Origin of the sequence: Sorangium sp. So ce185 (assembly GCF_051526825.1) — a bacterium.
In the GTDB taxonomy this organism is placed as follows: Bacteria; Myxococcota_A; Polyangia; order Polyangiales; family Polyangiaceae; genus Sorangium; species Sorangium cellulosum_D.
Genome location: NZ_CP150316.1, coordinates 5886376 through 5909502 on the forward strand (window position 1 = coordinate 5886376; position 23127 = coordinate 5909502).

Here is a 23127-nt window from a genome sequence, read left to right on the forward strand (position 1 = left end):
AGACAGCAACGTATGGCGGAGAAAATCGGCATCCTCGTCGGCTGGGAGCAGTCGTTCCCGCAGGCCTTCCTCGAGAGGTGCAACAAGGTGCCGGGCGTCCGGGCGGAGATCGCGAAGATCGGCGGGACGCCCGAGCGCTTCGAGAGCCCGTACCGGGTGCTCATCGACCGGATCAGCCAGGAGGTGAAGCACTACCGCTTCCACCTCAAGGCGGCGGCGCTCGGCGGGGCGTTCGTGATCAACGACCCGTTCTGGTGGAGCGCGGACGACAAGTTCTTCGGCTACTCGCTCGCGTCGCAGATCGGGATCGCGACGCCGCGCACCGTCATGCTGCCCCAGCGCGACTACATCCCGGCCATCGTCAAGGAGCGCAGCCTCCGCAACCTCGAGTACCCGCTCAACTGGGAGTCGATCATCGACTACGTGCGCTTCCCGGCCATCCTCAAGCCCGCGGACGGCGGCGGCTGGAAGGACGTGTCGGTGGTGCGCAGCCAGGAGGAGCTGCTCGCCGCCTACAACGCCTCCGGGCAGAACGTCATGACCCTGCAGGAGTTCATCGACTTCGACGACTACGTCCGCTGCATCTGCGTCGGCAAGGATCGCATCCTCCCGATCCAGTACGACCCCAAGGCGATCGGCCCGACCGGGCTCCGCGGCTGCTACGTGCAGCACGACGACGAGCGGTGGCTCCCGAAGGCGCTCCACGATCGCATCGTCGAGGACGCGATCAAAATCAACAGGGCGCTCGGCTACGACATGAACTCGGTCGAGTTCGCGATCCGGGACGGGGTGCCGTACGCGATCGACTTCACGAACCCGGCGCCCGACATGCACATCGAGCACCTGCGGGAGCGCTACTTCAACATCGCGATCGACTGGATGGTCGCGTACGCCGTGGAGTGCGCGCGCGGCGACCGGCGGACGCGCGACGGCTACGCGTGGTCGAGGCTCGTGCGGCCTTCCGTACAGAAGGTCCGGCTCGGGGCCTCGTCGTGACCGCGGCCCTGGGGCTGCTCGACGGCCAGTTCACGCTGGGCATCGAGGAGGAGTTCCAGATCGTCGACGCCGAGACGCGCGAGCTCCGGTCGTACGTGAGCCAGCTGCTCGAGGGGGGGCAGGGCCACAAGCTCCTGCGCGAGCGGGTCCGCCCGGAGATGCACCAGTCGGTCGTCGAGACGGGCACCGGCGTCTGCCGGGATATCCGGCAGGCGAGGGAAGAGCTGGCCGAGCTGCGCGGCAGCCTCAGGGCGCTCGCGCGGCAAGGCGGGATGCGCATCGTCGCGGCGGGGACGCACCCGTTCAGCGACTGGAAGAAGCAGGAGATCACCGACGGCGAGCGCTACCGGGGCATCGTGGAGGACCTGCAGGACGTCGCCCGGGCGAACCTCATCTTCGGGCTGCACGTGCACGTGGGCGTCAAGGACCGCGAGGTGGCGATGGCCCTGGCGAACCAGGTCCGCTATTTCCTCCCGCACATCCTCGCGCTGTCGACGAGCTCGCCGTTCTGGCTCGGCCGCTCCTCGGGCCTGAAGAGCACGCGCAGCGAGATCTTCAAGCGCTTCCCGCGCACCGGCATCCCGGGGCGCTTCGAGTCGTACGGCCACTTCCAGCGCTTCGTCGATCTGCTCGTGAAGACGGGCTGCATCGACAACGCGAAGAAGATCTGGTGGGACGTGCGCGCCCACCCGTTCTTCGACACGGTCGAGGTCCGGATCTGCGACATGACGACGCGCCTCGACGACACCGTGGCGCTGGCGGCGCTCATCCAGGCCGTCATGGGCAAGCTCTACCTGCTCTACCGGCGCAACCTGGGGTTCCGCGAGTACCGGCAGGAGCTCATCGAGGAGAACAAGTGGCGCGCCGTGCGCTACGGCATCGACGGGCAGCTCATCGACTTCGGCAAGCAGGAGCAGGTCCCCGTCCGCCTCCTCGTCGGCGAGCTGCTCGAGTTCGTGCAGGAGTCGGCGGAGATCTTCGGCTCGCAGGGCGAGCTCGAGCGGATCCGGGCGATCCTCGACGAGGGGACGAGCGCCGATCGCCAGCTCGCGGTCTACGCCCGGACGCAGAGCTTCGAGGCCGTCGTCGACGACCTGATCGAGCAGTCCAACCTCGGCCTGTAGGCCCGGGCGCCGGTCGGCGGGGATTGTCCGCGGCGCGGGAGGGCGCCGCGAGGTCCTCTCGATCCGGTCGCGGGACCTCGGGGCGGGCTCGCGCCTCGGGGCGGGCTCGCGCCTCGGGGCGGGCTCGCCGTGGAGCCGGCGTCGACCGCCGCCGCCGCGGGCCTCCCGGCGAGAATTTCTGCTCGCGCGCCGGCTCTGCTACCGTGCGGCCGTGGGAATCGCTCCGCGCCGCTCTGCTTTCGCTCTCTCGGTGGGCTGCCTGGTCGCGCTGTCTGTCGCCGCGGGCGCCGCGGGCTGCGCGTCGACCGAGTACGTCAACGAAGGTCCGGGGCAGCCGACGCCGCGGGCCTCCGGCACGCTGCCCCCCGGCTCGGTGGGCGTCTGCAAGCAGCCGGAGACGAAGCGGCCGCCCATCGTGAGCGAGGAGCTCTGGGCCCACGCGAAGCCGTGCACGCCGCGCACGCCCGCCTCGTACATCCGCCTCGGCTACGCGAAGGACGGCGCGGCGGGCGCCGATCCCGAGGCGGAGCAGCTGGCCGAGCGGGTGCTCGCGGCGCTCACCGAGGGGCCGAAGCCCGACGGCGGCAACAACCAGGTCACGGGCGCGATCCGCGCCGTGCGGGCCTACGCGGCGAGGAAGGACGAGCTGCGCGCCCGGGTCGTGAGGGAGTCGGCCACCGGGCAGACGTGCGACGTGACCTACCTGCTCAACACGATGTCCGCCGCGCGGGGCAAGCTGTCCGGGGGCGAGGCGTGCACCGCGGAGGTGTTCGACCCGGAGACGCGCGCCGACGCGTGCCTCTTCGACACGAAGCGGCCCGAGGGGCTGTGGCTCTCGAGCGGCTGGTCGTGCATGACGTTCACCGGCGCGCTCGGGAACGAGGCGTCCTGCCATCAGCTCTGCGGTTACGACGATTACTGCGCGCGGCAGGTGTACTGCGCGGCCGGCGACGTCAACCTCCTGCTCTGCACGCTCGGCGTCTGCCTGCCGGAGCCGTCCGCCGGCATCAAGTGACCGCGGCCGACCCGCGCTGACCGCGCGGCGCGAGGCCGCCGCGGCCGAGCGTGGAGCTAGTCGGCGAGGAGGGCGCTCAGCCGCTCGAGCAAGCCGCGGAGCAGCTCGCGCGCGCTGCGCAGGAGCGAGCGCCCGTCGCGCAGGAGATCGTGCACCTCGCCGGGAACGGGCAGGAGGCCCGCGCGGGCGGCGAGCGCCGCGCCCGTGACGAGCAGCAGGACCAGGAGCAGGGCCAGGGAGATGCGGCGGCGCCACCTTCGCCGGGCGCGGGGCGCCGGGGTGACCAGGGCCGGAGGCGCGGACGCGACCGGCAGCGCGAGGCTCGCGGGCGACTGGGACGAGGACTTCGGGGGAGGCTCCTCGAGCGAGACGGGCAGGATGCCCGCGAAGGTGGCGGGGAGGGGCGTGTTCCCGGCGGGCGCCTGCTTGCGCCGGTCGCCCCTGATCGAGGACGCGGTGCGGCCTTCCCCCCGCGCCGACATGCGGCTGTCCGCGAGCTGGATCGCGGTCGCGAGCTTCTTCCGGCGCTCGGCAACGATGTCCCCGAGCGTCTCGCGGACGAAGCGGCCGACGTCGCCGTCCGTCACCGGGGTGCCGATCGCGATCGCGATCTGGTCGAGCGTGCGCTGGAACGACGCGCAGTCGTTCCAGCGGTCCGCCGGATCCTTGGCCAGCGCGCGCTCGATGGCGACTGCGAGGTCGAACGGGACGTCGGGCACGAGCTCCCGGAGGGGGACCGGGGCGAACCGCAGGATGTTCTCCATGGTCTTGGCGTCGCTCCGGCCGCGGAACGGGTGGTAGCCGCTCAGGGTCGTGTAGAGGAGGACGCCGAGCGAGAAGATGTCGGAGCGGCGATCGACCTTGCCCGAGGTGAGCTGCTCCGGAGACAGATACGGGATCTTGCCCTTGAGCTGGCCGACGACGCGCGTCTCGTGCAGCCGGCCCGTGGCCTTGGCGACGCCGAAATCGACGATCTTTACGATGCCGTCGTACGACACCATGACGTTCTGCGGCGAGATATCGCGGTGCACGAGGTCGACGAGCTTCCCCTCGTCGTCGCGGAGCTCGTGCGCGGCGTGGAGGCCGGCGCAGATGCTCGAGGCGATGCGCAGGAGGATCGGCAGGGGGACGCCGCCGGTCGATCGGACCTGCTTGTTGAGCGTGGAGATGGTGTCGCCGTCGACCCACTCCATGACGATGTAGAGGACGCCGTTCTCGTCGCCGAGCTCGACGATCTCGACCGCGTGGGGGTGCCGGATGCGGGACGCGAGGCGCGCCTCGTCGAGGAACATCGCCTCGAAGGCCGGGTCGTTGCCGATCTCCGGCAGCATCGTCTTGATGGCGACGATCTTCTGGAAGCCGCGGGAGCCCACGAGGCGCGCCGCCCAGACGGCCGCCATCCCTCCACGGGCGACCGGCATGAGGATCTCGTAGCGGCCCAGCGTGTCTCCAGGCTTGAGGTCCGACAAGATCTGCACGCGGTGGTCCTAGAGGGGGAGGCGGAGTTGGGAGGGGTGGGGCTCGAGTGCCGCCTTTACGTTCGTGGAGGCACGCAGCCTCGACGTCTGCCGGAGCGACGCAGCGCCATCGCGCTCGCACGTCACGAAGGAGGTCCTGCGAAGCCAGGGTGCCACGAAGGGGACACGGACCTCAAGTTCGGGCGCGACGGCGGCCGAGAGGAATGATCTCATCGGCTTCCGGGCCTAAGCTCTCGTACCGGATCGGCGCCGCGGCCTTGCCGATGACCGCGGCGATCCGCTCCGGAAACTGCGGCCGCGGCGCCCGGTGGCGGCGCGCTCGGCGCGCGGCGGCTTGACATTTCCCAGCGACGTGCCGCGCGCGGACGCAGCCCTCCTCGGCGTGGCCGGCGGCGCTGCGCGCGGCGCCCGGGGCGCAGGAGCGCGGGCGCGGAGCGGGCTTGAGGCGGCCGCGCCGAGCGGCGGCGACAGGAGCGCGGCGCGAGGTCGGCTCATCGCAGCAGATACTACGCGAGCACGGTCGGGCAGGAAGAATGCAGCGAGCGCCGCTGGGGCGATCGATGGGCGCCTGCAAGAGAACGGCACCGGGCGAAAAGGAATGATTCGTAGCGAAGAGTGCGCCAGATCGGGCTGGAGACGCGGGCGCGAGAGTCGTGGTACAGGGGAGCGACCTGCTCGACGAGGCCTCATGGAAGCCAATTTGCGCCCGATCCCGCCGCCGCACGACGAAGACGACGAAGACGTGCACTGGGCGCTGTCGACCGCGACCGCCCTGTGGGGGCGCGGCGAGCGTGAAGAAGCGCTGAGGTGGCTGCGCCGCGCCGCGGAGCAGGCCTCGGATGCCAACGCCGACCTGCGCGCCCTCGAGCTCTTCAAGGCGGCCGCGGAGGTGGCGCAGAAGATCGCGGTGACCGAGGAGGATCCGGGCTCGGCCACGGCCACGGACTCGCCGCCGGCGATCGGGAGCGCGCCGAAGACGCCCTTGAGCGCGCCGCCTCAGGCGTCCGGCGCGTCTCCTGCCACGGCGAGCGCGCCGCCGCCGAGGCCGGGCGCTTCGGGAGCCGGGTCCCTCGCGGCGCCGTCGCGACCGCCGAGCGCGGAGGGGGGCCGGGGCGAGCGCAGCGGCCAGAGCGTGCCGCCGGCCCCCGCGTCGCCGGCCGTGAAGCGGTCGCCGTCGGTCCGCGCGCCTGCCGGCGATGCGCTGGCGGGGCCGATGACCTCGGCGATGGCGTCGTCCCGCGACGCCGGCCCGCCGCCCAGGCCCGTCGGAGGGCTGGGCCGCGCGGTGCCGCTCGGGGCGGGGCGCGACCCCGGGGCGGCGAGCTCCGTGGCCGTGCGCGAGGCGACCCCGACGCAGCTGTCGCCCGCCGCGCGCGCGGCGGGCGCCGGGGCGGGGCTCCCGGGGCGTCCCGCTGCCGGACCGCAGGCGCCCGGGGCGGCCGGCCGTCCTGCCGCGATCAAGGCGCGGCCGATCGCCAGCTTCACGGGGCCGACCCACGCGCGGGTATCGTCGACCACGGCCGTGACCGAGGAGTTCCCGGCGGTCAAGCTCCCCGTCGCGGGCGCGTCGGCGGACGAGGGGCCGGGGAAGGGCGCGTCCGGCGCCGAGCCCCAGAGCACGACCGGGGAGCAGCTCGCGGCGGACGGGGAGGCCCCGCCCGATCAGCGCGAGACGGTGCCGACGGCCATCGCGGTGGCCTCGGCGGCGCGGCGGCAGGCGAGCCCGCTGCTCGGCGCGAGCTCGTCGCAGGAGGCGACCGAGCGGCGCCCGCGGCTCTGGTCGGACGACGAGGGCACCACGCGCCGGCCGCTGACCGCGCAGGAGCAGCGGGTGCTCATGGAGCACCGGATCGAGGACCTGGACGAGGAGACGCCGATGCTCGGCCTGGAGCAGGCGGGCGACGGCGAGCCGTCCGCCGCGGCTCCGGCGGACGCGCCCGAGGCGTCCGAGGATCGCGCCGACTGGACCGAGGCCGAGCCGGACGACGACGACGCGGGCGCCGCCTCTGGGGATCAGCAGGGTGAACCGACGCTGGCCGGGGGGCCTCCGGGGGCGATGCAGGCGCGGCCGTCCGAGGGGGCGGCGGTGGACTCGGCGTGGAGCGATCCGCCCTACGAGGGAGAGTGGCAGGCGCCGCCGCCGCGGCTGCCCGCGTCGCAGATCGAGCCGCTGCCGGCGCTGCGGATCGCGGTGATCGGCATCTCCAGCACGGGGGAGCTCCGCCTCGTCCCGATGGACGGGCGGAACGCTCCGCCGCGGGGGGCGGCGCTCGGGATCCTCGTCCCGCTGAGCCCCGGGGACGGCGAGACGATAGCGCGGCTGCTCCAGCTGCGCGGCTGAGGTGCCGCGGCGCGCGGGCGGCGCGGGCGATTGGCAAGAAGTGGGGCATCCCGAGCGATGGCGGTAGCCTCCGGGGATGCATGACGAACGGACGGCACCGAAGCGCATCCGCGTGACAGGACTGCAGGAGGCCCAGCTGCCAGCGCTCGCCGCGACGGAGCAGGCCTGCACGGCGATGTACCACGAGATCGGCTTCGACGCGGCGGAGGTGCCGGCGCGGACGGTCGCCGACATCATCGCGCTGACGCGGCAGCACGACGTGCGCGTGGCGGAGGCGGACGGCGAGGTGGCCGGCTACCTGGCGTGGCGCGACGAGGCGCCCGGGGTCGCGTACCTGGAGGAGCTCTCGGTGCATCCGGACCACCAGCGGCGAGGCATCGCGACGCGGTTGCTGGCGGAGCTCCACGAGCGAGCGCGGGAGCTCGGCATGGAACAGATCGTGCTGAGGGCCAGGGAGCGGGCGAGCTGGGCCCAGGCGTTCACCAAGAAGGCGGGCTTCGCGAAGCTCGGCGATGACGCGCCCGCGAAGGTCCGCGCGTGGCAGAGCGGGCAGGAGGCAGCCGGAAGGCCGCTGACCCGAAGCGGCGAGGTCGTGCTCTGGGCGGCGATCCCGCCGAAGGCCGCGGAAGCGCTGGACGAGGACGAGGCGGCCGCGGACGGCTGAGGCTGCTGGCGGCGGCCGGTGGAGGGCCGTCGCAGGCAGGGGGCGCGGTGGGGGCGCGGGGGCGCGGTGGGGGCGCGGGAGCGCGGTGGGGCGGTCGCGGCCGCCGGGTTCGCCGGTACGGCGCGGAGCGGTGTGCGCTGGTGGGGGCTCGTTCGGGCGGGTTGCGCTCCGCCGGGGGTCGATCGACGGCCGGCCAAGACGCCCGACGGCGCGAGTTGACATAATGTTTCTTATGCGATCCGACCACGGTCCTGAGGGCAGGGGGCTGGAGCTCGATTTTGCGGGTCATTTCGGGCACCTGGCGTCGATTTCCGACCTCAACCCGGGTCAGCCTCCTCGCCGCCGCCGACCTCAACCCGGGTCAGCCTCGCCGCCGTCGCCGACCTCAACCCGGGTCAGCCTCCTCGCCGCCGCCGACCTCAACCCGGCGTCAGCCTCGCCGCCGTCGCCGACCTCAACCCGGGTCAGCCTCGCCGCCGCCGACCTCCGCCGTCGCCGCCGTCGCCGACCTCAACCCGGGTCGGTCTCGCCGCCGCCGACCTCAACCTGGGTCAGCCTCGCCGCCAGGTCAGCCTCGCCGCCCCGACCTCAACCCGGGTCGGCGCTCCAGGACACCCGCGTGTCACAACGCACCGCGTCATCCGTCAGCCCTACAGCACCCAGCGCCCTGCCGGCCCTTCGACCCCAGAGCGCCGCGCTCGAGCCTGAACGACTGCTCAGCCTTTGGGAAGCGGTGGCGTTTCGACGTCGAGGCTGAGCAGCGCGCCGCCGTTCGTCAGCACGAACGCGCGCCTGCCGTACGCGGCCGGCGTCATCGCGATGCCGCCCCCCGTCTCGATGCCGTCGATCACCGCGCCGTCCAGCGGTGAGAACAGGAAGATCCCGTAGCGCGTGGTCGTCACCAGCAGCGCCCCCGCGAACGGCACCGGCGCCGAGATGCCCCCGTCCGGCAAATCCCGCCGCCAGATCGTACGGCCGTCCTCCGGGTCCAAGGCCCACAGGCCCGTCAGGCCCGACGACGCGAGCAGCACCTTCCGCTCGGGCACGATCGGACCGCCTCCGCTCCGCGGCGCGTGCGCCGGCTGATGCCACAGCACGAGCTCGGTGACGCCGACCGCCGCCTCGTTCACCCAGGCCCGGGTCCCGTTCTCGGCGTCGAGCGCGAACACCCCGCCCGCGTAGCCCGCCACGAAGACCACGTCGCCCGAGGCGATCTGGCCAAAGACCGGCGTGGTGTCCGTATCGAGGTACTTCGGCGTCTGACCGCCCGCGCTCTGCTCGGCCTCGGCCGCCAGATCGACGAGCGCCCACTGCTCGGACCCGTTCTTGAGGTCGTAGGCCATCACGACCCCATCGGAGAACGCGGTGTAGACCTTGTCCCGCCCGAGCGCCGGGCCGGCGTGCCCGGAGATCTCCATCCCGAACGCCGGCGTCCGATGCTGATACCAGCGCATCGTGCCCGTCTCCGCGTCGAGCGCGATCAGCGTGTCGTTCGAGTTCGTCACGTAGAGCACGCCGTCGCGCAGCACCGGCCGCCGCGCGACCTTGGCGTTGGTCATGAAGCGGTAGACCAGCTGGCCATCCGAGGCGCGCACCTTGTAGAGCGCGCCGTCGTTCGAGCCGAAGTAGACCGCGTCCGACGCGGCGTCGTAGAGCGGTTCGCTCTGCACAGGGCCGAGCGTCTCGAACCGCCAGAGGACGTCGCTCGTGTCGGCCCGCACAGCGTACAGGCCGTGATCACTCGACCCGACGAAGACGCGCCGGTGCGCCGCGTCGATCTCGGGGCGGCCGCGCTCGTAAGCCTCGCCGACCTTGCGCGCCTCGGCCGTGAGCTCGCGGCGCTTCGTGATGCCCAGCGCGCTCCCCGGATGGTGCAGCCAGAGCGGCGCGTCGGGCGCAGCGGCGACGCCCAGGTTGCCGCAGCCGCCGAGCGACGCGAGGCCCAGCCCGAGGAGCACAGCGCCCGCGGCGCGGCTAGTGCGGCGCATCGCCCGCCTTCTTCTCCGCGTTCTCGCGCGCGCGGCGGAGCAGCTGCTCGATCTCCTCCGGCGTCATCGTCTGGCCCTTCGGGCCGCCGAACGCGGCGCGGGGCGGCACGGCGGCCGGGTCGATCTTGCGCAGCATCTCCTCGACGACGGCCTCGAGGAACTGGAAGGAGCGGCCCTCGGTCGAGGGAGCCTGGAGCTTCTCGTGCGCGCTCTTGAGCAGCTCCTTCGCCTTCTCGCTGTCGCCCTTGGCCAGGTGGATCCGCGCCTGGTGGTACAGCGCGAGCTCCTTGTAGCCCTTCATGTCGATCGCCTCGAGCTCCTTGAACGACGCGAGCGCGCCGTCGAGGTCGCCCTTGCCCTCCCGCGCGAACCCGATGCCCTCGATGGCGCGGCCCTTCACGTCGGGATCCGCCCCCGCGAGCGGCGACGAGACCACGGCGCTGTACGCTTCGAGCGCGCGGTCGTAGTCCTTCTTGTCGAGCAACACCCCGGCCTGCCCGAGCTTCGCCAGGAGCGCGGCGCCGCTGCCGCCGTGGTCGTCGATGACCTTGTTGTACGCGGCGAGCGCGGTGTCCGACCGCTCGCCCGCGGACTTGAAGGTCCTCGTGACGTCGAACTCCTTCTCCTCCTCGCTGCGCGTGTCCTCGGCGAGCACCCTGCCCCGATCCGCGGCGACGGCCGACATGAGCGCCGACGTCGAGACCGCGTCCTTCTTTTCGGTGCGCGACAGGTAGAACAGCACGCCGCCGGTCGCGACCAGCGCCGCCAGCACGCCCCACTGGACGACGTGGAAGTTCTTCTTGATCCACCGGCCGGCGCCGGTCGTCATCCGGCTGAGCGCGTCCTCGACCATCTCGCCCGGCAGCAGCTGGACAGGGCGGCGCCCCGCGGCCTGCTCCCGGCGGCGCGCGAGCAGCTCTTTCGCGCGGGCGTTCTTGTCCTTGGGCAGCTCCTCGCCGGCAGCCTTCTTCTTGCGGCGGCGCGCGGTGGCCTCGTCGCGGCGGCGGGCGGCGCGGTTCGGCGCCGCCGGGGCCGCCTCGTCGCTCGCAGCCTCCGCCGGGGGCGCCTCCTCCGGCTCGCCCACGCCGAGCGCCTCGGCGACGCGCTGCGCCGCCTCGTCGTCGCTCTCGTCGGCGCCGGCCTCCCTCACCGGAGCGCCGCGCGGCGGCCGCGCCGGGGCTGCCTCCGCAGCCCCGCCCTCGTCGCCATCGCTCCGCGTGGCTTCGTCCTTGTCACTCCCCGCGGATTTCTCTTCGGCCTGCTCTCGGTCCTTGTCCGACACGCGGCGGACTCTAGTCTTGCCGCCTGCGGCGTCAATCTGGCCGGTGAGCCGCAGGCGCTTCGTCCGCCGAGCGCGGCGGCGCCGCCGCCTCGTCGCCGGCGCCGCCAGCTGCGCCGGGCGACCAGGGCGCAGGCGGCGGGGGCGGGATCTCGTCGCTCAGCGGGACGACGGCGCACGCCTGCACCTCGACGTTCTGGGTCGCGTACACCACGAAATCGGCGTAAGCGCCCGGCTGCGCGCCCGTCGCGGGCGGCAGCGTCGCGAACGCCTCGGTCGGCTCGCTCCCCGGCGGGATCGCGAGCGTGACCGCGCGCTCCGCGTCGAGCTCCGGCGCGCTCGCCGGGACGATCGACGCGCCGTCCCGCTTCGGCGGCCGCGCGCCGCGCCTGGGGCTGCCGAAGCGCACCTCGCCGGGGCGGCCGTCGTCGGTCCGCGCGCGGCAGAGGACGCGCACGCCCTTGCCGTTGCCCGCCTTCGGGATCACGACGCCGAGCCCCACCCCGCTCTTCGCGAAGCGGCGCAGGCGGCCGAGATCGCGCTCGCGCGGCCCGCCGAGCAGGTCGAGGATGTCGGCCCGGAGCGCCAGCCCGAGCCCGCCGGGCAGCGGATCCGGCGTGCCGAGCATGCGCAGGAGCGGCGCCCGCAGCTCCGGGCCGGCGCCGAGCTTCACGAGGGCCTCCGCGATCGCGACGCGCGCCGTCTGGTACGGCTCCTGGCCGAGCCGCTCGGCGAGCGCCGGCCGCGCGGCGTCCTCGCCGATCGCCGCGAGCGCGGCGGCGGCGTACGGGCGCAGCCGCACGTCGCCGAGCGCGGCGATGAGCGGCGGCAGCGCGGCCTTCACCCGGATCTTCGCGAGCGCGTCGACGATCTCGCGCGCCCGCTCGAACGACGTCGCCTCGCCCGCGCCTTCGCCGCCGTCCTGCTCCGGGCCGCGGACCACCTGCCGCAGCCACGCGACGAGCACGTCGTCGCCGCGGCGATCGCCCGACTCCGCGAGCGCGAGCGCCGCGAGGCGCCGCCACTTGCGATCGCGATCGACCACGAGATCGCGCGTCAGCGGCGCGCCCTCGCCGAGCCGCGTGAGCGCGAGCGCCGCCCACCGCCGCACCTCGTCGTCCTCGTCGCGCACGAGCGCGAGCCGCAGCGACGGCGCCGCCTCGGAGCGGCGCAGATCGAAGAGCACCTCGCCCGCCTTGCGGCGGATCGCGACGTCGGCGTCGTCGAGCAGCGCCGCGACCTCGACCACCGCGTCGGCGTCGCCCGCGATGCCGCGGCGGAGCGCGTCGGGCCAGCCCTTGCCCTCCTTCCTCAGGCCGCGGACCTCGTAGCGCCCGTGCGACGCCTCGACGGCGCGCAGCTCCGACCGCATCGCGCCGAGCTCCGCGGGGCGCAGCGCGGAGATGTCCTGCTGCTGGCGCGGATCGGTCGCCACGTCGTAGAGCGCGCACGCGCCGATCTTGCGCGCGCAGACGAGCCGCAGCGTGCCCTTGGCGAGCAGCGTCTGCGTGTCCGTCTCGGCGAACGCGAAGCCCGGGAGCGAGGGCGGCCCGCCCGGCGGCGCCGCCTTGCCCTGCTCGGCCGCCGCGTCGCCGGCGGCGAGCAGCGGCCCGAGATCGGCGCCGCGCACGCGCGCGGGCCGCGGGATGCCGAGCCCCGCGAGCACCGTGGGCAGCAGATCGACGAGCTGCACCGGCGCCCGCACCACGCGCGGCGAGAGCAGGCCGGGCGCGCTCACGATGAGCGGCACGCGCGCCTGCTCCTCGTACACCGTCGTGCCGTGGTAGCGCCCGCCGTGCTCGCCGAACTCCTCGCCGTGATCGGCCGTGACGATCACGACCGCCTCCGGCCGCTCCTTGCGGATCTCGTCCACGATCGCGCCGACGCCCGCGTCCGCCACGGCGATCTCGGCGTCGTAGCGATCGATGTCGCGATCGCCGAGCGGGTGCTCCGGGTGCGCCTCGTACGGCTCGTGCGGCTCGAAGAGGTGCACCCACATGAACGCGCGCTGCTCCGACCCGAGGCCGGAGAGGTAGCTCCGCACCTGCTCCAGCCGGAGCGCGGCGCTCGCGAACTCGATCTTCTGGTACTCGAAGTCGAGCGCCCGATCGCGCAGCGCGCCGAAGCGCTCGCCGTCGATGAAGAACACCGCCGGCGGGTAGAAGCCCGCCGTCTTGTAGCCGTAGCGGCGGAGGTGCTGCGCGAACGTCTCGGAGTCGTCCCCGAGCCCCTGCAGCACGAGCGGGCGGATGTACTTGCCCGTCATGAGCGACGAGACCGCGTACGACGTGTGCGGCGTCGGCGTGTACGCCGCCTCGAAGCGCACGCCCTCGGCCGCGAGGCGGTCGAGGTTCGGCGTGATCTTCCGCTCGTAGCCGTACGCCCCCACGTGGTCGGCGCGCAGGGCGTCGATGCTGATCAGCACGACGTCGCGCCCCCGCAGATCGATCGCGTTGCCGCTCGCGCGCTCGTCGAGCGGCGCGGCGTCGAGCGGCTCGGGCGGCGACAGCACGGCGGCGAGCTCGACCACGTGCCCGAGCAGCGGGCCGTGCGCGGCGTAGATGAGCCGGATGTTGTCCGCGAGCGCGAGCCGGTCCGCCGCGCCGGGCGCGAGCGCGGCGCCGAACGCGAAGAGGACGAGGGCGAGCGCCGCGCGCACGAGCCGCGGCGAGCGCCGGTCGCGCGCGTCGCCCTGGCCGGACGGCCGCGTGGGCAGCGCCGGCGTCGCGAAGGTCGCCGCCGCGAGCGTGAGCGCCGCGAGCCCGAGGTGGAAGGCGGCGTAGAGGCGCGGCAGGACGCGCACGTTCGCGACCTCGAGCAGGACGACCGCGCAGGCCGACGCGAGGACGAGCCACCGGCCGGCCCCCGCGGCGCGCGCCCGCTTGAGGGCGCGCGCCACGCGCGGCGCCGCCGCGAAGGTCGCGCCGGCGCCGAGGAGCGCGAGCGCCGCGATGAACGGCGCGCGCCGGCCGCCCTCGAACATGCGCCCGGCCGAGACCCCGAAGGCCACCGCGCCGCCGAACGCCCCGGCGAGCAGCGCCGCCGCGACGCGGAACCCCCGGCGCTCCGCGCGCATGGCGATCTCGAGCACCGCGCCGAGGACGGCGGCGCACGGCGCCGCGGCCGCGAGCGCGAGCGGCAGGAGGTCGCGCACGGCGCGGCCGAGCTCGTAGGGCCCGAGCAGCTCGCGCCACCGCAGGGCGCCGACGACCAGGAGCTCGGCGAGCGCGAGCGCCGCGAGCGCGAGGTAGGCGTCCGCCATGCGCCACCCGATCTCGGTCTCGAGCTTGCGCGGCGGGGCGTCCGAGCTCCCGCTCGGGAACGTGGCGCGGCTCGGCGCCGGCGCCGGCGTGGACGCGCGCGTCGGCCCGGACTGCAGCCGCGGCGCCGACGGCGCCCGGTGCCCGGGCGCTCCCGGCGCGGCGCCGGCGAGCCCGTCCGCGGCGGCGGCCGTGTCAGGCCGGCTCCCGTGGGCGAATCGACCGGGGGGCACGGACCCCCCGGGAGGCCGGCCGGCGCCCCCATGGCCCCGCGGGCGCATCGGAGCGGCCCCGTTGCGATCGGTCATGCGTAGGTGACTTCGAGGATCTCGTACGTGCGCGGCCCGGCCGGCATCATCACGCGGACCTCCTCGCCGACCTCGTGGCCGAGCAGCGCGCGCGCGAGCGGCGAGGCGACGGAGATGCGCCCGAGCTTGAGATCGGCCTCCTCGGGCCCGACGATCTGGAAGCTCTGCTCCTCATCCGTGTCCACGTTGGCGAGCTTGACCTTGGCGCCGAACTGGACCTTGCTGCCGCTCAGCTTGGACGGATCGATGACCTCGGCGCGCGAGAGCGTCTGCTCGAGGTAGCTGATGCGGGCGACGATCATGCCCTGCCGCTCCTTGGCGGCGTGATACTCGGCGTTCTCGGAGAGGTCCCCGTGCTCCCGGGCCGTCGCGATGTCCTTGACGACCTGCGGCAGGTCGATCTCTTTCAGCCGTCGCATCTCTTCGCGGAGCCGCACTTGCCCCTCGGGCGTCATGGGTACTTTCTCGGACATGGTGGGGACGCTTTTAGCATGGCTCCCGGCCGGTCGACGACGGCGCGAGACGCGCCGATCGCGGATAGCGCCGGCCGCCCGGACCGCAGCGCGCCCTGCCCTGCCCCCGCCGGACTACCCCCGCCAGCGCACGATCTTCCGCGGAGGCCGCCGCGCGTGGGCGTCCGCTGACTTCGTCGCGCTCCGGACGAGGGCCGCCGCGGTCCGGGAGAGCTCCTCCGGGCGCGGGCCGCCGTGCGGGACGGCCGCGGCGTCCACCGTCGCCGTGGCCGCGCCGGTCGCCTCGGCGAGCCGCACCTCGACCGGGACGTCCGCGTCCGGGAGCCGCACGACGCCGCGGTAGACGAACTCGCCCGGCGCGCCGCCGGCGTCGGCCTGCTCCAGCACGTAGCGAGCGCCCGAGGACGGCCGCCCGACCGCCTGCGTCACAGCTGCGGCCCCGAGCGGGCCGGGCCCGACGCCGCCTTGGCGGGCGCGCGGCGCTGCCCGCCGGGGCCCATCTCGTCGAGGAACCGCCGCGCGGTCACCGCGAACGGGCCGCCGAAGTCGCGGATGACCGACTCGAACACGGCGCGCGCCTCGTCCGGCTTCTTCATCTTGAGGAGCGTCTCGCCCTTGAGGACGAGCGCCTCCGCATCGAGCCCCGAGCCCGGGAAGGTCCGCAGCGCGTAGTCGATCCGCGCGATGGCCGCGTCGAACACGTCCTCCTTGAGGTAGTAGCGCGCCACGTAGAGCTCGTGGCGCACGAGCCGCCCCGTCACGACCTCGAGCATGTAGGCCGCGTCATCGCGGTAACGGCTGCGCGGGAACTGCCGGAGGAAGGTGCGGATCTCCCGGTGGGCCTCGATCGTGGTCGCCTGATCGCGCTCCTCGGCCGGCGGCAGGAACACCGTGTCGTCGATGTCCAGGAAGAGCGACTTCGCCATCCGGTACTTCGCGTACTCGACGTTCCGATCCGTCCGGTGCTCCTGGATGAACGCGCGGTACGCCGAGATCGCCTCGGGGTACTTGCCCTGCTCGAACTCGAGGTCGGCGATCCTGAGGTCGGCGAGCCGGGCGTAGCGGCTGTACGCGAAGCGCCGCTTCACCTCGGAGAAGAGGGCGCGCGCGTCCTCCCAGTCCTTGGCCTCGAAGGCGGCCATGGCCTCGTTGTACGCGGCCTGCGCGTCCTCGGTGTACGTGAGGGTGGCGGTGCGGCCGTCGTTGAGCTCGAAGTCGCAGCCCACGAGCCCGCCCAGGGCAGCGAGGCACCCGGCGAGGGCGAGGACAGCGGCGGTGGGTCTCATCGTGCACGCCTCGTACCCAATCCGGCGCCGGCGCGCCAGGGCTTCCGCCGTGGGCCGGGCGCGCGCGCCCTTGCTCCCGCGTCGTGGCACCCGGGGGAGCTGGGGTATGGTCGGCCCATGCCCGCTTCCCCTTCGGCGCCCGCGCCAGCGGCCCCCACCCCGACGCTGCACCCGGGCGGCGCCGCCTCGCCCACGGTCCTCATCGTGGACGACGAGCGCAACATCCGCCGCACCCTCGCGCTCGTCCTGCAGGGCGAGGGCTACCAGGTCGCCGAGGCCCCGAGCGCCGAGGCGGCGCTGGAGCTGCTCGCGCACGGCGACACCCCCGTCGACCTCGCCCTGGTCGACCTGCTCCTGCCCGGCATGAACGGCCTCGACCTCCTCCAGCGCGTGCGCCAGGACGACGCCACCCGCGAGCTGCCGGTCATCGTGATCAGCGGGCACGCGACGGTCAACGACGCGGTGAAGGCCGTCAAGCTCGGCGCCTGCGACTTCTTCGAGAAGCCGCTCAACCGCGAGCGCGTCCTCGTGGGGGTCAAGAACGCGCTGCAGAACTCGCGGCTCGCGCGGGAGGTCGAGGACCTGAAGGCCCAGGTGCAGTCGCGCTACGAGATGATCGGCCAGAGCGCCGCGATGCAGCGGCTGTTCAAGGAGATCGATCGCGTCGCGCCCACGAAGGCGAGCGTGCTCATCACCGGCGAGAGCGGCACCGGCAAGGAGCTCATCAGCCGCGCCATCCACCGGCTCTCGCCGCGGGCGCGGGGCCCCTTCGTCCGGGTCAACTGCGCCGCGATCCCGCGCGAGCTCATCGAGAGCGAGCTCTTCGGCCACGAGCGCGGCGCGTTCACCGGGGCGAGCGGGCCGAAGCGGGGCTTCTTCGAGCAGGCCCACGGCGGCACGCTGTTCCTCGACGAGATCGGCGACATGGACCTCGCCGCCCAGGCCAAGGTGCTGCGCGCGCTGCAGTCGGGCGAGATCTGCCGCGTCGGCGGCGAGCACAGCCGGCACGTCGACGTCCGGGTGCTCGCCGCGACGAACAAGGACCTCTCGCGCGAGGTCGCCGCGCTGCGCTTCCGCGAGGACCTCTTCTTCCGCCTCGCGGTGTTCCCGATCAAGAGCCCGGCGCTGCGCGACCGCATGGAGGACCTGCGCGCCCTCGCCGACGCGTTCATGGCGGCGTTCTGCAACGAGAACGGCCTGAAGCAGAAGGCGATCGATCCGGTGGTCTACGCCGCGCTCGAGCGCCGGAGCTGGCCGGGCAACGTGCGCGAGCTCAAGAACGTCATCGAGCGCGCCGCGATCCTCTCGGGCGACGTCGTCACCATCGCCGATCTGCCGGAGGATCCGCACGAGAACCCGTTCGAGGACGACGCGCAGGCCGCCGCCGGGGAGGGGCCCTGCGCGCCGCCCGCCCCCGGCGGGGCCGAGCCGCCCGCGGGCGCGGCCCGGAGCGAGCCGGAGCGCCCTCGCCTCACGCTGCGCGAGTTCCGCGATCGGGCCGAGCGCCGCTACATCGTCGAGGTGCTGGCCAGCCTCGACTGGAACATCTCGCGCGCGGCCGTGCTGCTCGGCGTCGAGCGCACGAACCTCCACAAGAAGATCCGCGCGTACGGCATCAAGCGGGGCGAGGCGCCGTAGCGCCGGCGCCGCGGCCTTGCCCTGCGACGCGGCCCTGCCCCGCTACGCGGCCCCGCCGAGCGCCCTGCGGACGGCGCGGAGGAGCGACTCGGCCGTGAACGGCTTGCCCAGCACCGCGGCGTCCGGCCGGGCGGCGAGCGCGTCGCCCGTGTAGCCGGACATGAAGAGCACCCGCATGTCCGGCCTCTGCTTCACGAGGCGCTCGGCGAGCTCGCCGCCGGACATCTCGGGCATCAGCACGTCGGTGAGCAAGAGGTCGACCCGCCCGCGCTGCGCCTCGCAGACGCGCAGCGCCTCGCGCGGGCCGCGCGCCGTCAGCGTGGTGTAGCCGTGCTGCGCGAGGATCCGGCTCGCGAGCGCGACCACCGCGTCCTCGTCGTCGGTGACGAGCACCGTCCCGCCGTCGCCCCGGCGCGGCGCGGCGTGGGGCGCGCGCCCGCGCCGCGAGGCCGACGGCCGCGCCGAGAGCGGCAGGTAGATCTCGACGCGCGTGCCCTCCCCGGGCTGGGACGCGAGCTCGATGAAGCCGCGCCACTGCTTGACGATCCCGTACACGGTGGCGAGCCCGAGGCCGGCCCCCTTCCCCCTCGGCTTCGTCGTGAAGAACGGCTCGAAGGCGCGCGTCCGCACGTCGTCGCTCATCCCGCTGCCGGTGTCGCTCACGACGAGGCGCGCGTACCTGCCGGGCGGGATCGCCGGGTGCGCGTCGTGCAGGCCCCCCGCGGCGCCGACGCGGACCGCGCGCGCCTCGATCGACAGCCGGCCGCCGTCCTGCATCGCGTCGCGCGCGTTCAGCGCGAGGTTCATGACCACCTGCTCGAGCTGCCCCGCGTCCGCGAGCACCCGGCACCCCGAGGGGCCGAGCGCCATCGCGAGCTCGACGCCGCCCCCGACGGCGGCGCGGAGCGCACCCTCCATGCCGCGAACCACGTCCCGCAGATCCAGCACGACGGGCTGCGCGAGCCCGCGCCGGCTCACCGTGAGCAGCTGCCGCGTGAGCGACGCCGCCCGCTGCGCGGCGCCCTTGATCTCGGCGAGATCCTTCTGCACCGGGCTCTGCTCGTCGAGCTCCTCCATGACGAGGCTCGTGTAGTTCAGGATGATCGCGAGCAGGTTGTTGTAATCGTGGGCGATCCCGCCGGCGAGCCGCCCGACCGCCTCCATCTTCTGCGCCTGGCGCAGCTCCTCCGAGAGCTCGCGCCGGCGCTCCTCGGTGGAGCGCGAGGACGACAGATCGACGATCGCCCCGGTCACGAGCCGCTCCCCGCGCCCCTCCGCGAGCGACTCGGTCCGCATCACGCGGACCGTCGAGCCGTCGCGGCGCGTGAGGCACGTCTCGATCGCGCTCGCCGGCGGCGGCTTCCCGCCCGCGCCGCCCGCCACGCACCCGCCGAGGACGAGATCCGCCGCCGCGAGCGCCTCCTGCCGCGAGCCGTAGCCGAGCAGCCGGGCGAGCGCCTCGTTGCAGTCGAGGAGGCGGCCGTCGAGCGAGGCCACGTAGAGCCCGGCCGGCGAGCAGGACGCGAGCAGCGAGCTGTGCAGCAGTGGGCTGTGCTCCACCGGATCTCTCGACGACGATCGTCCGCTGCTCATCGACGCGCTGTCCGTGCCGAAACGTTCAGCCGGAGGGAGATCCCCGACTTCCCGAAATGAAGCGCGGACTCCCCTCGACTGCAACGCCGTTCACGCCGGCAACGTGCGCGCGTGGCGGGCGGACCGGGCCGCTCTGCCGCGCAGCGCAGCGCGGACGGTTTCTCCTTCTCCGTCCCGCCGAACTGGCCTAGACCCCGCCGGGGCTCGGGCGAGCCCGCAGGAGCGCGGCATGTTCTTCCTCGACAGCTCGAACCCGGACGAGATCAAGGAGATGTTCTCCTGGGGCGTGCTCGCGGGCGTGACCACGAACCCCCTCATCCTCTCGCGCGACGCGGGCTGCGTCGACCTCGAGCGGCGCATCCGCGAGGTGCTCTCGGCGTCGGCCGGCCCGGTGTCGGTCGAGCTGACGAGCGAGACCGAGGCGGCGATGCTCGAGGAGGCCCGCGGCTACCACGCGTGGGCGCCCGAGCGGATCTGCGTCAAGGTGCCGTTCAGCGACGTCGGCCTCAAGGTGACGCACGCCCTCGCGAAGCGCGGCGTGCGCACCAACGTCACGTGCGTGATGAGCTTCAACCAGGCGTACCTCGCGGCCCTCGCCGGCGGCGCGTACGTCTCGATCTTCAGCGGGCGCATCCGCGACATGGGCTACCCGGCGGCCCCGGTCATCGAGCGCACGCGCGCGCGGCTCGATCGCGAGCGGCTGCGCGCCGAGATCATCGTGGGCTCGATCCGCCACCTCATGGACGTGAACGAGGCGCTCGACGCCGGCGCGCACATCGTGACCGTGCCGCCGGCCATCCTGCGGAAGATGCTCCACAACCCGAAGACCGAGGAGACGATCCGCGAATTCAACGCCGCCTGGGAGAAGCGTGCTAAGTAGCCGCGCGTGAACGCCGAGCCCGGCCGCGCGCGAGGAGACGTGGAAGCTCGAGGGCCGCGCCCCCCCGGAGACCCGAGAGACGAGGACACCGCCGGCCCGCGCGCGCCGCTCCGCGCCCCCGCGGAGGCCCCCGCCGGCCGCAAGTACGCGGTCGAGGAGGTGAACCGGGCCCTCGTGGCCGTCGCCGGTCGGCCCCGGACGGTGCTCGACGTCGGCTGCGGGATCGGGCTCAACGGCGCCGCGGTCAAGCGCACGGGCGCGCGCGTGACCGGGATCGAGATCGCGCCCGCGTCGCTCGCGCGCGCCGGCGAGGCGCTCGACGAGGTCCTCGCCGCCGACATCACGAGCGACGCCGCCGTGCGCGAGGCGCTCGGCGACCGGCGCTTCGACCTGATCCTGTTCGCCGACGTCCTCGAGCACACCGCCGATCCGCTCGCCGTGCTCCGCCGCTTCCTGCCGCACCTCGAGGAGGACGGCCACGTCATCGTCTCGCTCCCGAACGTCGCGGCGTGGCCGGTGCGCCTCGGCCTCCTCGCGGGGCGGTTCGACTACGCGCCGAGCGGCATCCTCGACGACTCGCACCTCCGCTTCTTCACCCGCGCGTCGGCGCTCCGGCTCGTCGAGCGGGCCGGGCTCGAGGTGCTCCGCGTCGAGCAGAACCCGATGCTCGTCCGCGCCGCCAAGGAGCTCATCCTGAGCGGCCTCGGCGCGGGCGACGACCCCACCGATCTCTCCCGCTCGCTCCCCTACAAGGCCTACCACGCGCTCGTCCGCCCGCTGGAGGACGTCGTGGCGAGCCGCGCGCCCGGCCTCCTCGCGTTCCAGCACGTGATCGTCGCCAGGAAGCCGCCGCGCCCCCGCCGGATGCGGCTCACCGTCGGCATGCTCACGATGGACGAGGAGGAGAGCGTCGGCGCCATGATCGGCGAGATCAGGAAGGCCGCGCCCGACGCGGAGATCCTCTGCGTCGACAGCTCCACGCGGGACCGGACCCCCGAGATCGCGGCCAGCCTCGGGGCGCGCGTGCTCCGCCAGGTGCCGCCCCGCGGCCACGGCCCGGCGATGGAGCTCCTCATGTACAGCGCCGCGGCCCGGAGCGAGCTGCTCATCTACCTCGATTGCGACTTCACCTACCCCGCCGAGAACATCCCGGTGCTCCGGCGGCTCGTCGAGGAGGAGGGCGCCGACGTGGTGAACTGCGCCCGCACGCGCTCGAGGCCCGCGGCCATGCCGGTCCCGAACTACCTCGCCAACCGCGCCTTTGCCGCCATGGCGCACGCGATGCACGGCATCCCCACCTCGGACGTCCACAGCGGCATGCGCGCTTACCGCTGCTCGGTGATTCGCGCGTTCGATTTCGACGGTGAGGGGGACGCGCTGCCCATCGACACGCTGCTCTTCCCGGCCAAGTGCGGCTATCGCGTGGTGGAGATGCCGATCGACTACAACGAGCGCGTCGGCACCTCGAAGCTGCGCAAGCTGGCTGGCACGGTGTGGACCATGATTCGCCTCCTGCGCGCGCTCCCCGTGGGCGACCGCCTCGGCGATCGCTACGAGCGTCGCTAGGCGTCCCCGAGCGCGCCGCCCGGCGTCACCGCTTCGTCGCGCAGCAGCGATGAGGCGGTGACAACGCGGTGCGGCGTCCCGTCTCCCGCGTGGTCATCGCATTCCCGGCGCCTATACTCGGCATCTTTCGAGTCGAGAGGAGGCGAGAGATGCGATTTCAGAAGGTAGTTTGCGTACTAGGTGTGTCCGCGCTGACGGGCGCGGCCGCTGCGGCGGGCTGCGGCGGCGACGACGGCGGGGGGACGAGCTCGAATTCCCCCGGGGCGACCGGCGGCGCGACCGACAGAGACTGCTCGCAGAAACACCCGGTCTGCACGGCGGTCGCCTCGGACTGCGTCGCCGTCCATGACAATCGGGACGCGACCACGTTCGGGCTGCGCATGGCGCAGCTCACGATCACGAAGCCCGACGTGCTCGCGATCGGCTATGTCGCCCGGCTCGTCGCCCAGGGCCTGACGATCAATCTGCCCCAGTGTAATCTGAACGGCACGGGCACCTTCTCCTGGCTGCTCGAGTTCGACAAGGCGAACGGCAAGCTGCGCACCGGCGGCGCGAGGATCGCGGACGACCCGCTCGAGGGGTACTGCTTCGCCAACATGTCCGTGGGCGAGTTCGAGATCGCGCCGACCGAGATCGACGCCCCCGTGGGCGACGACGGCGCGTGGAGCGGCGAGGCCGAGACCCTCAACGTCCCGATCTTCCTGGAAACGAGCCCGGATCCGATCATCCTACCCATGCACCAGGTGCGGCTCACCGACGCGACGCTGTCCGCGGACAACAACTGCATCGGCCGGTACAACGTCGAGGGGCTCGACCCGATGAACGCCTGCCTCCCCGGCCAGGACGGCGACCCGCCGGCGTTCATCAACGGCGGCAAGCTCGCCGCCTTCATCACGCTGGAGGAGGTCGACCGGGTGATCGTGCCCGACGTCAACCAGAGCCTCTGTGTCGTGCTCTCGGGCGATATCGTAAAATACGGAGCAGGTGGGGCACCCAATACGTGCAAGCGCGACGAGGGCGGCCAGATCGTGCTCAAGGGCGACTGGTGCAGCGCGACGAACTCGCCTGCGACGGACGACTGCGCAGACGCCTATGCGCTCGGCGGCGAGTTCGCGGCGAGCGCCGTCAAGATCAACGGTCTCTGCCAGCAGTAGCGCTTGCGGGCGGCTCTCCGGGGAGCGTACGCTTTGTCGTGGCGTCCTGACGCCCGCGCCCAGCGGGCTCGGCGCTGCGGGCCG

At 73.7% G+C, this 23127-nt stretch carries 17 protein-coding genes; 9 read left to right on the plus strand and 8 right to left on the minus strand.

The window, feature by feature from the left end; all coding sequences use genetic code 11:
* The first annotated feature begins 12 nt into the window (after positions 1 to 12).
* The 3 genes from WMF26_RS21475 (at position 13) to WMF26_RS21485 (ending at position 3135) form a co-directional block, all read left to right on the plus strand.
* A complete protein-coding gene (locus WMF26_RS21475; protein ID WP_061626379.1) occupies positions 13 to 996 on the plus strand; it encodes an ATP-grasp domain-containing protein in 984 nt (327 codons plus the stop codon).
* Positions 993 to 2120, plus strand: a complete 1128-nt coding sequence (locus WMF26_RS21480; RefSeq protein WP_437338912.1) for a carboxylate-amine ligase — start codon at positions 993 to 995, stop codon at positions 2118 to 2120. The genes WMF26_RS21475 and WMF26_RS21480 overlap by 4 nt, the downstream gene beginning before the upstream one ends.
* 250 nt (positions 2121 to 2370) lie before the next feature.
* Positions 2371 to 3135, plus strand: coding sequence for a hypothetical protein (locus WMF26_RS21485; RefSeq protein ID WP_438001859.1), 765 nt, complete (start codon positions 2371 to 2373; stop codon positions 3133 to 3135).
* Positions 3136 to 3191: 56 nt separating this feature from the next.
* Here WMF26_RS21485 and WMF26_RS21490 read toward each other — a convergent pair whose 3' ends face one another.
* Positions 3192 to 4613, minus strand: a complete 1422-nt coding sequence (locus WMF26_RS21490; RefSeq protein WP_437948050.1) for a serine/threonine protein kinase — start codon at positions 4611 to 4613, stop codon at positions 3192 to 3194.
* Positions 4614 to 5301: 688 nt separating this feature from the next.
* Between WMF26_RS21490 and WMF26_RS21495 the strand changes: the two genes are divergently transcribed.
* Positions 5302 to 6954, plus strand: coding sequence for a hypothetical protein (locus tag WMF26_RS21495; protein WP_438001860.1), 1653 nt, complete (start codon positions 5302 to 5304; stop codon positions 6952 to 6954).
* A gap of 112 nt (positions 6955 to 7066) precedes the next feature.
* Positions 7067 to 7618 carry a GNAT family N-acetyltransferase gene (locus tag WMF26_RS21500; RefSeq protein WP_438001861.1) on the plus strand — a complete coding sequence of 184 codons (552 nt, stop codon included), beginning with the start codon at positions 7067 to 7069 and terminating at the stop codon, positions 7616 to 7618.
* A gap of 716 nt (positions 7619 to 8334) precedes the next feature.
* On the opposite strand, the gene WMF26_RS21505 is transcribed toward WMF26_RS21500, so the two are convergent.
* The 6 genes from WMF26_RS21505 to WMF26_RS21530 form a co-directional block, all read right to left on the minus strand.
* Complete coding sequence (locus WMF26_RS21505) at positions 8335 to 9606, minus strand: outer membrane protein assembly factor BamB family protein (RefSeq protein ID WP_438001862.1); 1272 nt, start codon at positions 9604 to 9606, stop codon at positions 8335 to 8337.
* On the minus strand, positions 9593 to 10888 hold the full coding sequence (locus WMF26_RS21510) for a tetratricopeptide repeat protein (protein ID WP_438001863.1): 1296 nt from the start codon (positions 10886 to 10888) through the stop codon (positions 9593 to 9595). The genes WMF26_RS21505 and WMF26_RS21510 overlap by 14 nt, the downstream gene beginning before the upstream one ends.
* Before the next feature lie 31 nt (positions 10889 to 10919).
* The gene (locus WMF26_RS21515; RefSeq protein ID WP_438001864.1) at positions 10920 to 14378 is read right to left on the minus strand and encodes a sulfatase-like hydrolase/transferase; all 3459 of its coding nucleotides are present in this window, start codon (positions 14376 to 14378) and stop codon (positions 10920 to 10922) included.
* A 71-nt stretch (positions 14379 to 14449) separates the two neighbouring features.
* Entirely contained in the window at positions 14450 to 14926 is a 477-nt protein-coding gene (gene greA, locus WMF26_RS21520) for a transcription elongation factor GreA (protein WP_438001865.1), read from the minus strand.
* A gap of 114 nt (positions 14927 to 15040) precedes the next feature.
* Positions 15041 to 15355, minus strand: a complete 315-nt coding sequence (locus WMF26_RS21525; protein WP_020736284.1) for a hypothetical protein — start codon at positions 15353 to 15355, stop codon at positions 15041 to 15043.
* Entirely contained in the window at positions 15352 to 16212 is an 861-nt protein-coding gene (locus WMF26_RS21530; RefSeq protein ID WP_061627909.1) for an outer membrane protein assembly factor BamD, read from the minus strand. Before WMF26_RS21530 ends, WMF26_RS21525 begins: the two co-directional genes overlap by 4 nt.
* Positions 16213 to 16329: 117 nt before the next feature.
* Here WMF26_RS21530 and WMF26_RS21535 point away from each other — a divergent pair, with 117 nt between their 5' ends.
* Positions 16330 to 17850: a sigma-54-dependent transcriptional regulator gene (locus WMF26_RS21535; protein WP_438001866.1), complete on the plus strand. Its 1521-nt coding sequence runs from the start codon at positions 16330 to 16332 to the stop codon at positions 17848 to 17850.
* Positions 17851 to 17892: 42 nt separating this feature from the next.
* Here the strand turns inward: WMF26_RS21535 and WMF26_RS21540 are convergent, their stop codons facing one another.
* On the minus strand, positions 17893 to 19410 hold the full coding sequence (locus WMF26_RS21540; RefSeq protein ID WP_438001867.1) for an ATP-binding protein: 1518 nt from the start codon (positions 19408 to 19410) through the stop codon (positions 17893 to 17895).
* 262 nt (positions 19411 to 19672) lie between these two features.
* Here WMF26_RS21540 and WMF26_RS21545 point away from each other — a divergent pair, with 262 nt between their 5' ends.
* The 3 genes from WMF26_RS21545 to WMF26_RS21555 all read left to right on the plus strand — a co-directional run bounded on the left by WMF26_RS21545 (position 19673) and on the right by WMF26_RS21555 (position 23043).
* Entirely contained in the window at positions 19673 to 20323 is a 651-nt protein-coding gene (locus WMF26_RS21545) for a transaldolase family protein (protein ID WP_061627907.1), read from the plus strand.
* Between the two features lie 39 nt (positions 20324 to 20362).
* Positions 20363 to 21889, plus strand: coding sequence for a methyltransferase domain-containing protein (locus WMF26_RS21550; RefSeq protein ID WP_438001868.1), 1527 nt, complete (start codon positions 20363 to 20365; stop codon positions 21887 to 21889).
* A gap of 182 nt (positions 21890 to 22071) precedes the next feature.
* On the plus strand, positions 22072 to 23043 hold the full coding sequence (locus WMF26_RS21555) for a hypothetical protein (RefSeq protein ID WP_438001869.1): 972 nt from the start codon (positions 22072 to 22074) through the stop codon (positions 23041 to 23043).
* Positions 23044 to 23127 lie beyond the last annotated feature (84 nt).

Coding starts and splice junctions, on each gene's coding strand:
- WMF26_RS21505 (WP_438001862.1), bottom strand. CDS start 9,606: ATGCGCCGCACTAGCCGCGCCGCGGGCGCTGTGCTCCTCGGGCTGGGC.
- WMF26_RS21495 (WP_438001860.1), top strand. CDS start 5,302: ATGGAAGCCAATTTGCGCCCGATCCCGCCGCCGCACGACGAAGACGAC.
- WMF26_RS21475 (WP_061626379.1), top strand. CDS start 13: ATGGCGGAGAAAATCGGCATCCTCGTCGGCTGGGAGCAGTCGTTCCCG.
- WMF26_RS21535 (WP_438001866.1), top strand. CDS start 16,330: ATGCCCGCTTCCCCTTCGGCGCCCGCGCCAGCGGCCCCCACCCCGACG.
- WMF26_RS21545 (WP_061627907.1), top strand. CDS start 19,673: ATGTTCTTCCTCGACAGCTCGAACCCGGACGAGATCAAGGAGATGTTC.
- WMF26_RS21530 (WP_061627909.1), bottom strand. CDS start 16,212: ATGAGACCCACCGCCGCTGTCCTCGCCCTCGCCGGGTGCCTCGCTGCC.
- greA (WP_438001865.1), bottom strand. CDS start 14,926: ATGTCCGAGAAAGTACCCATGACGCCCGAGGGGCAAGTGCGGCTCCGC.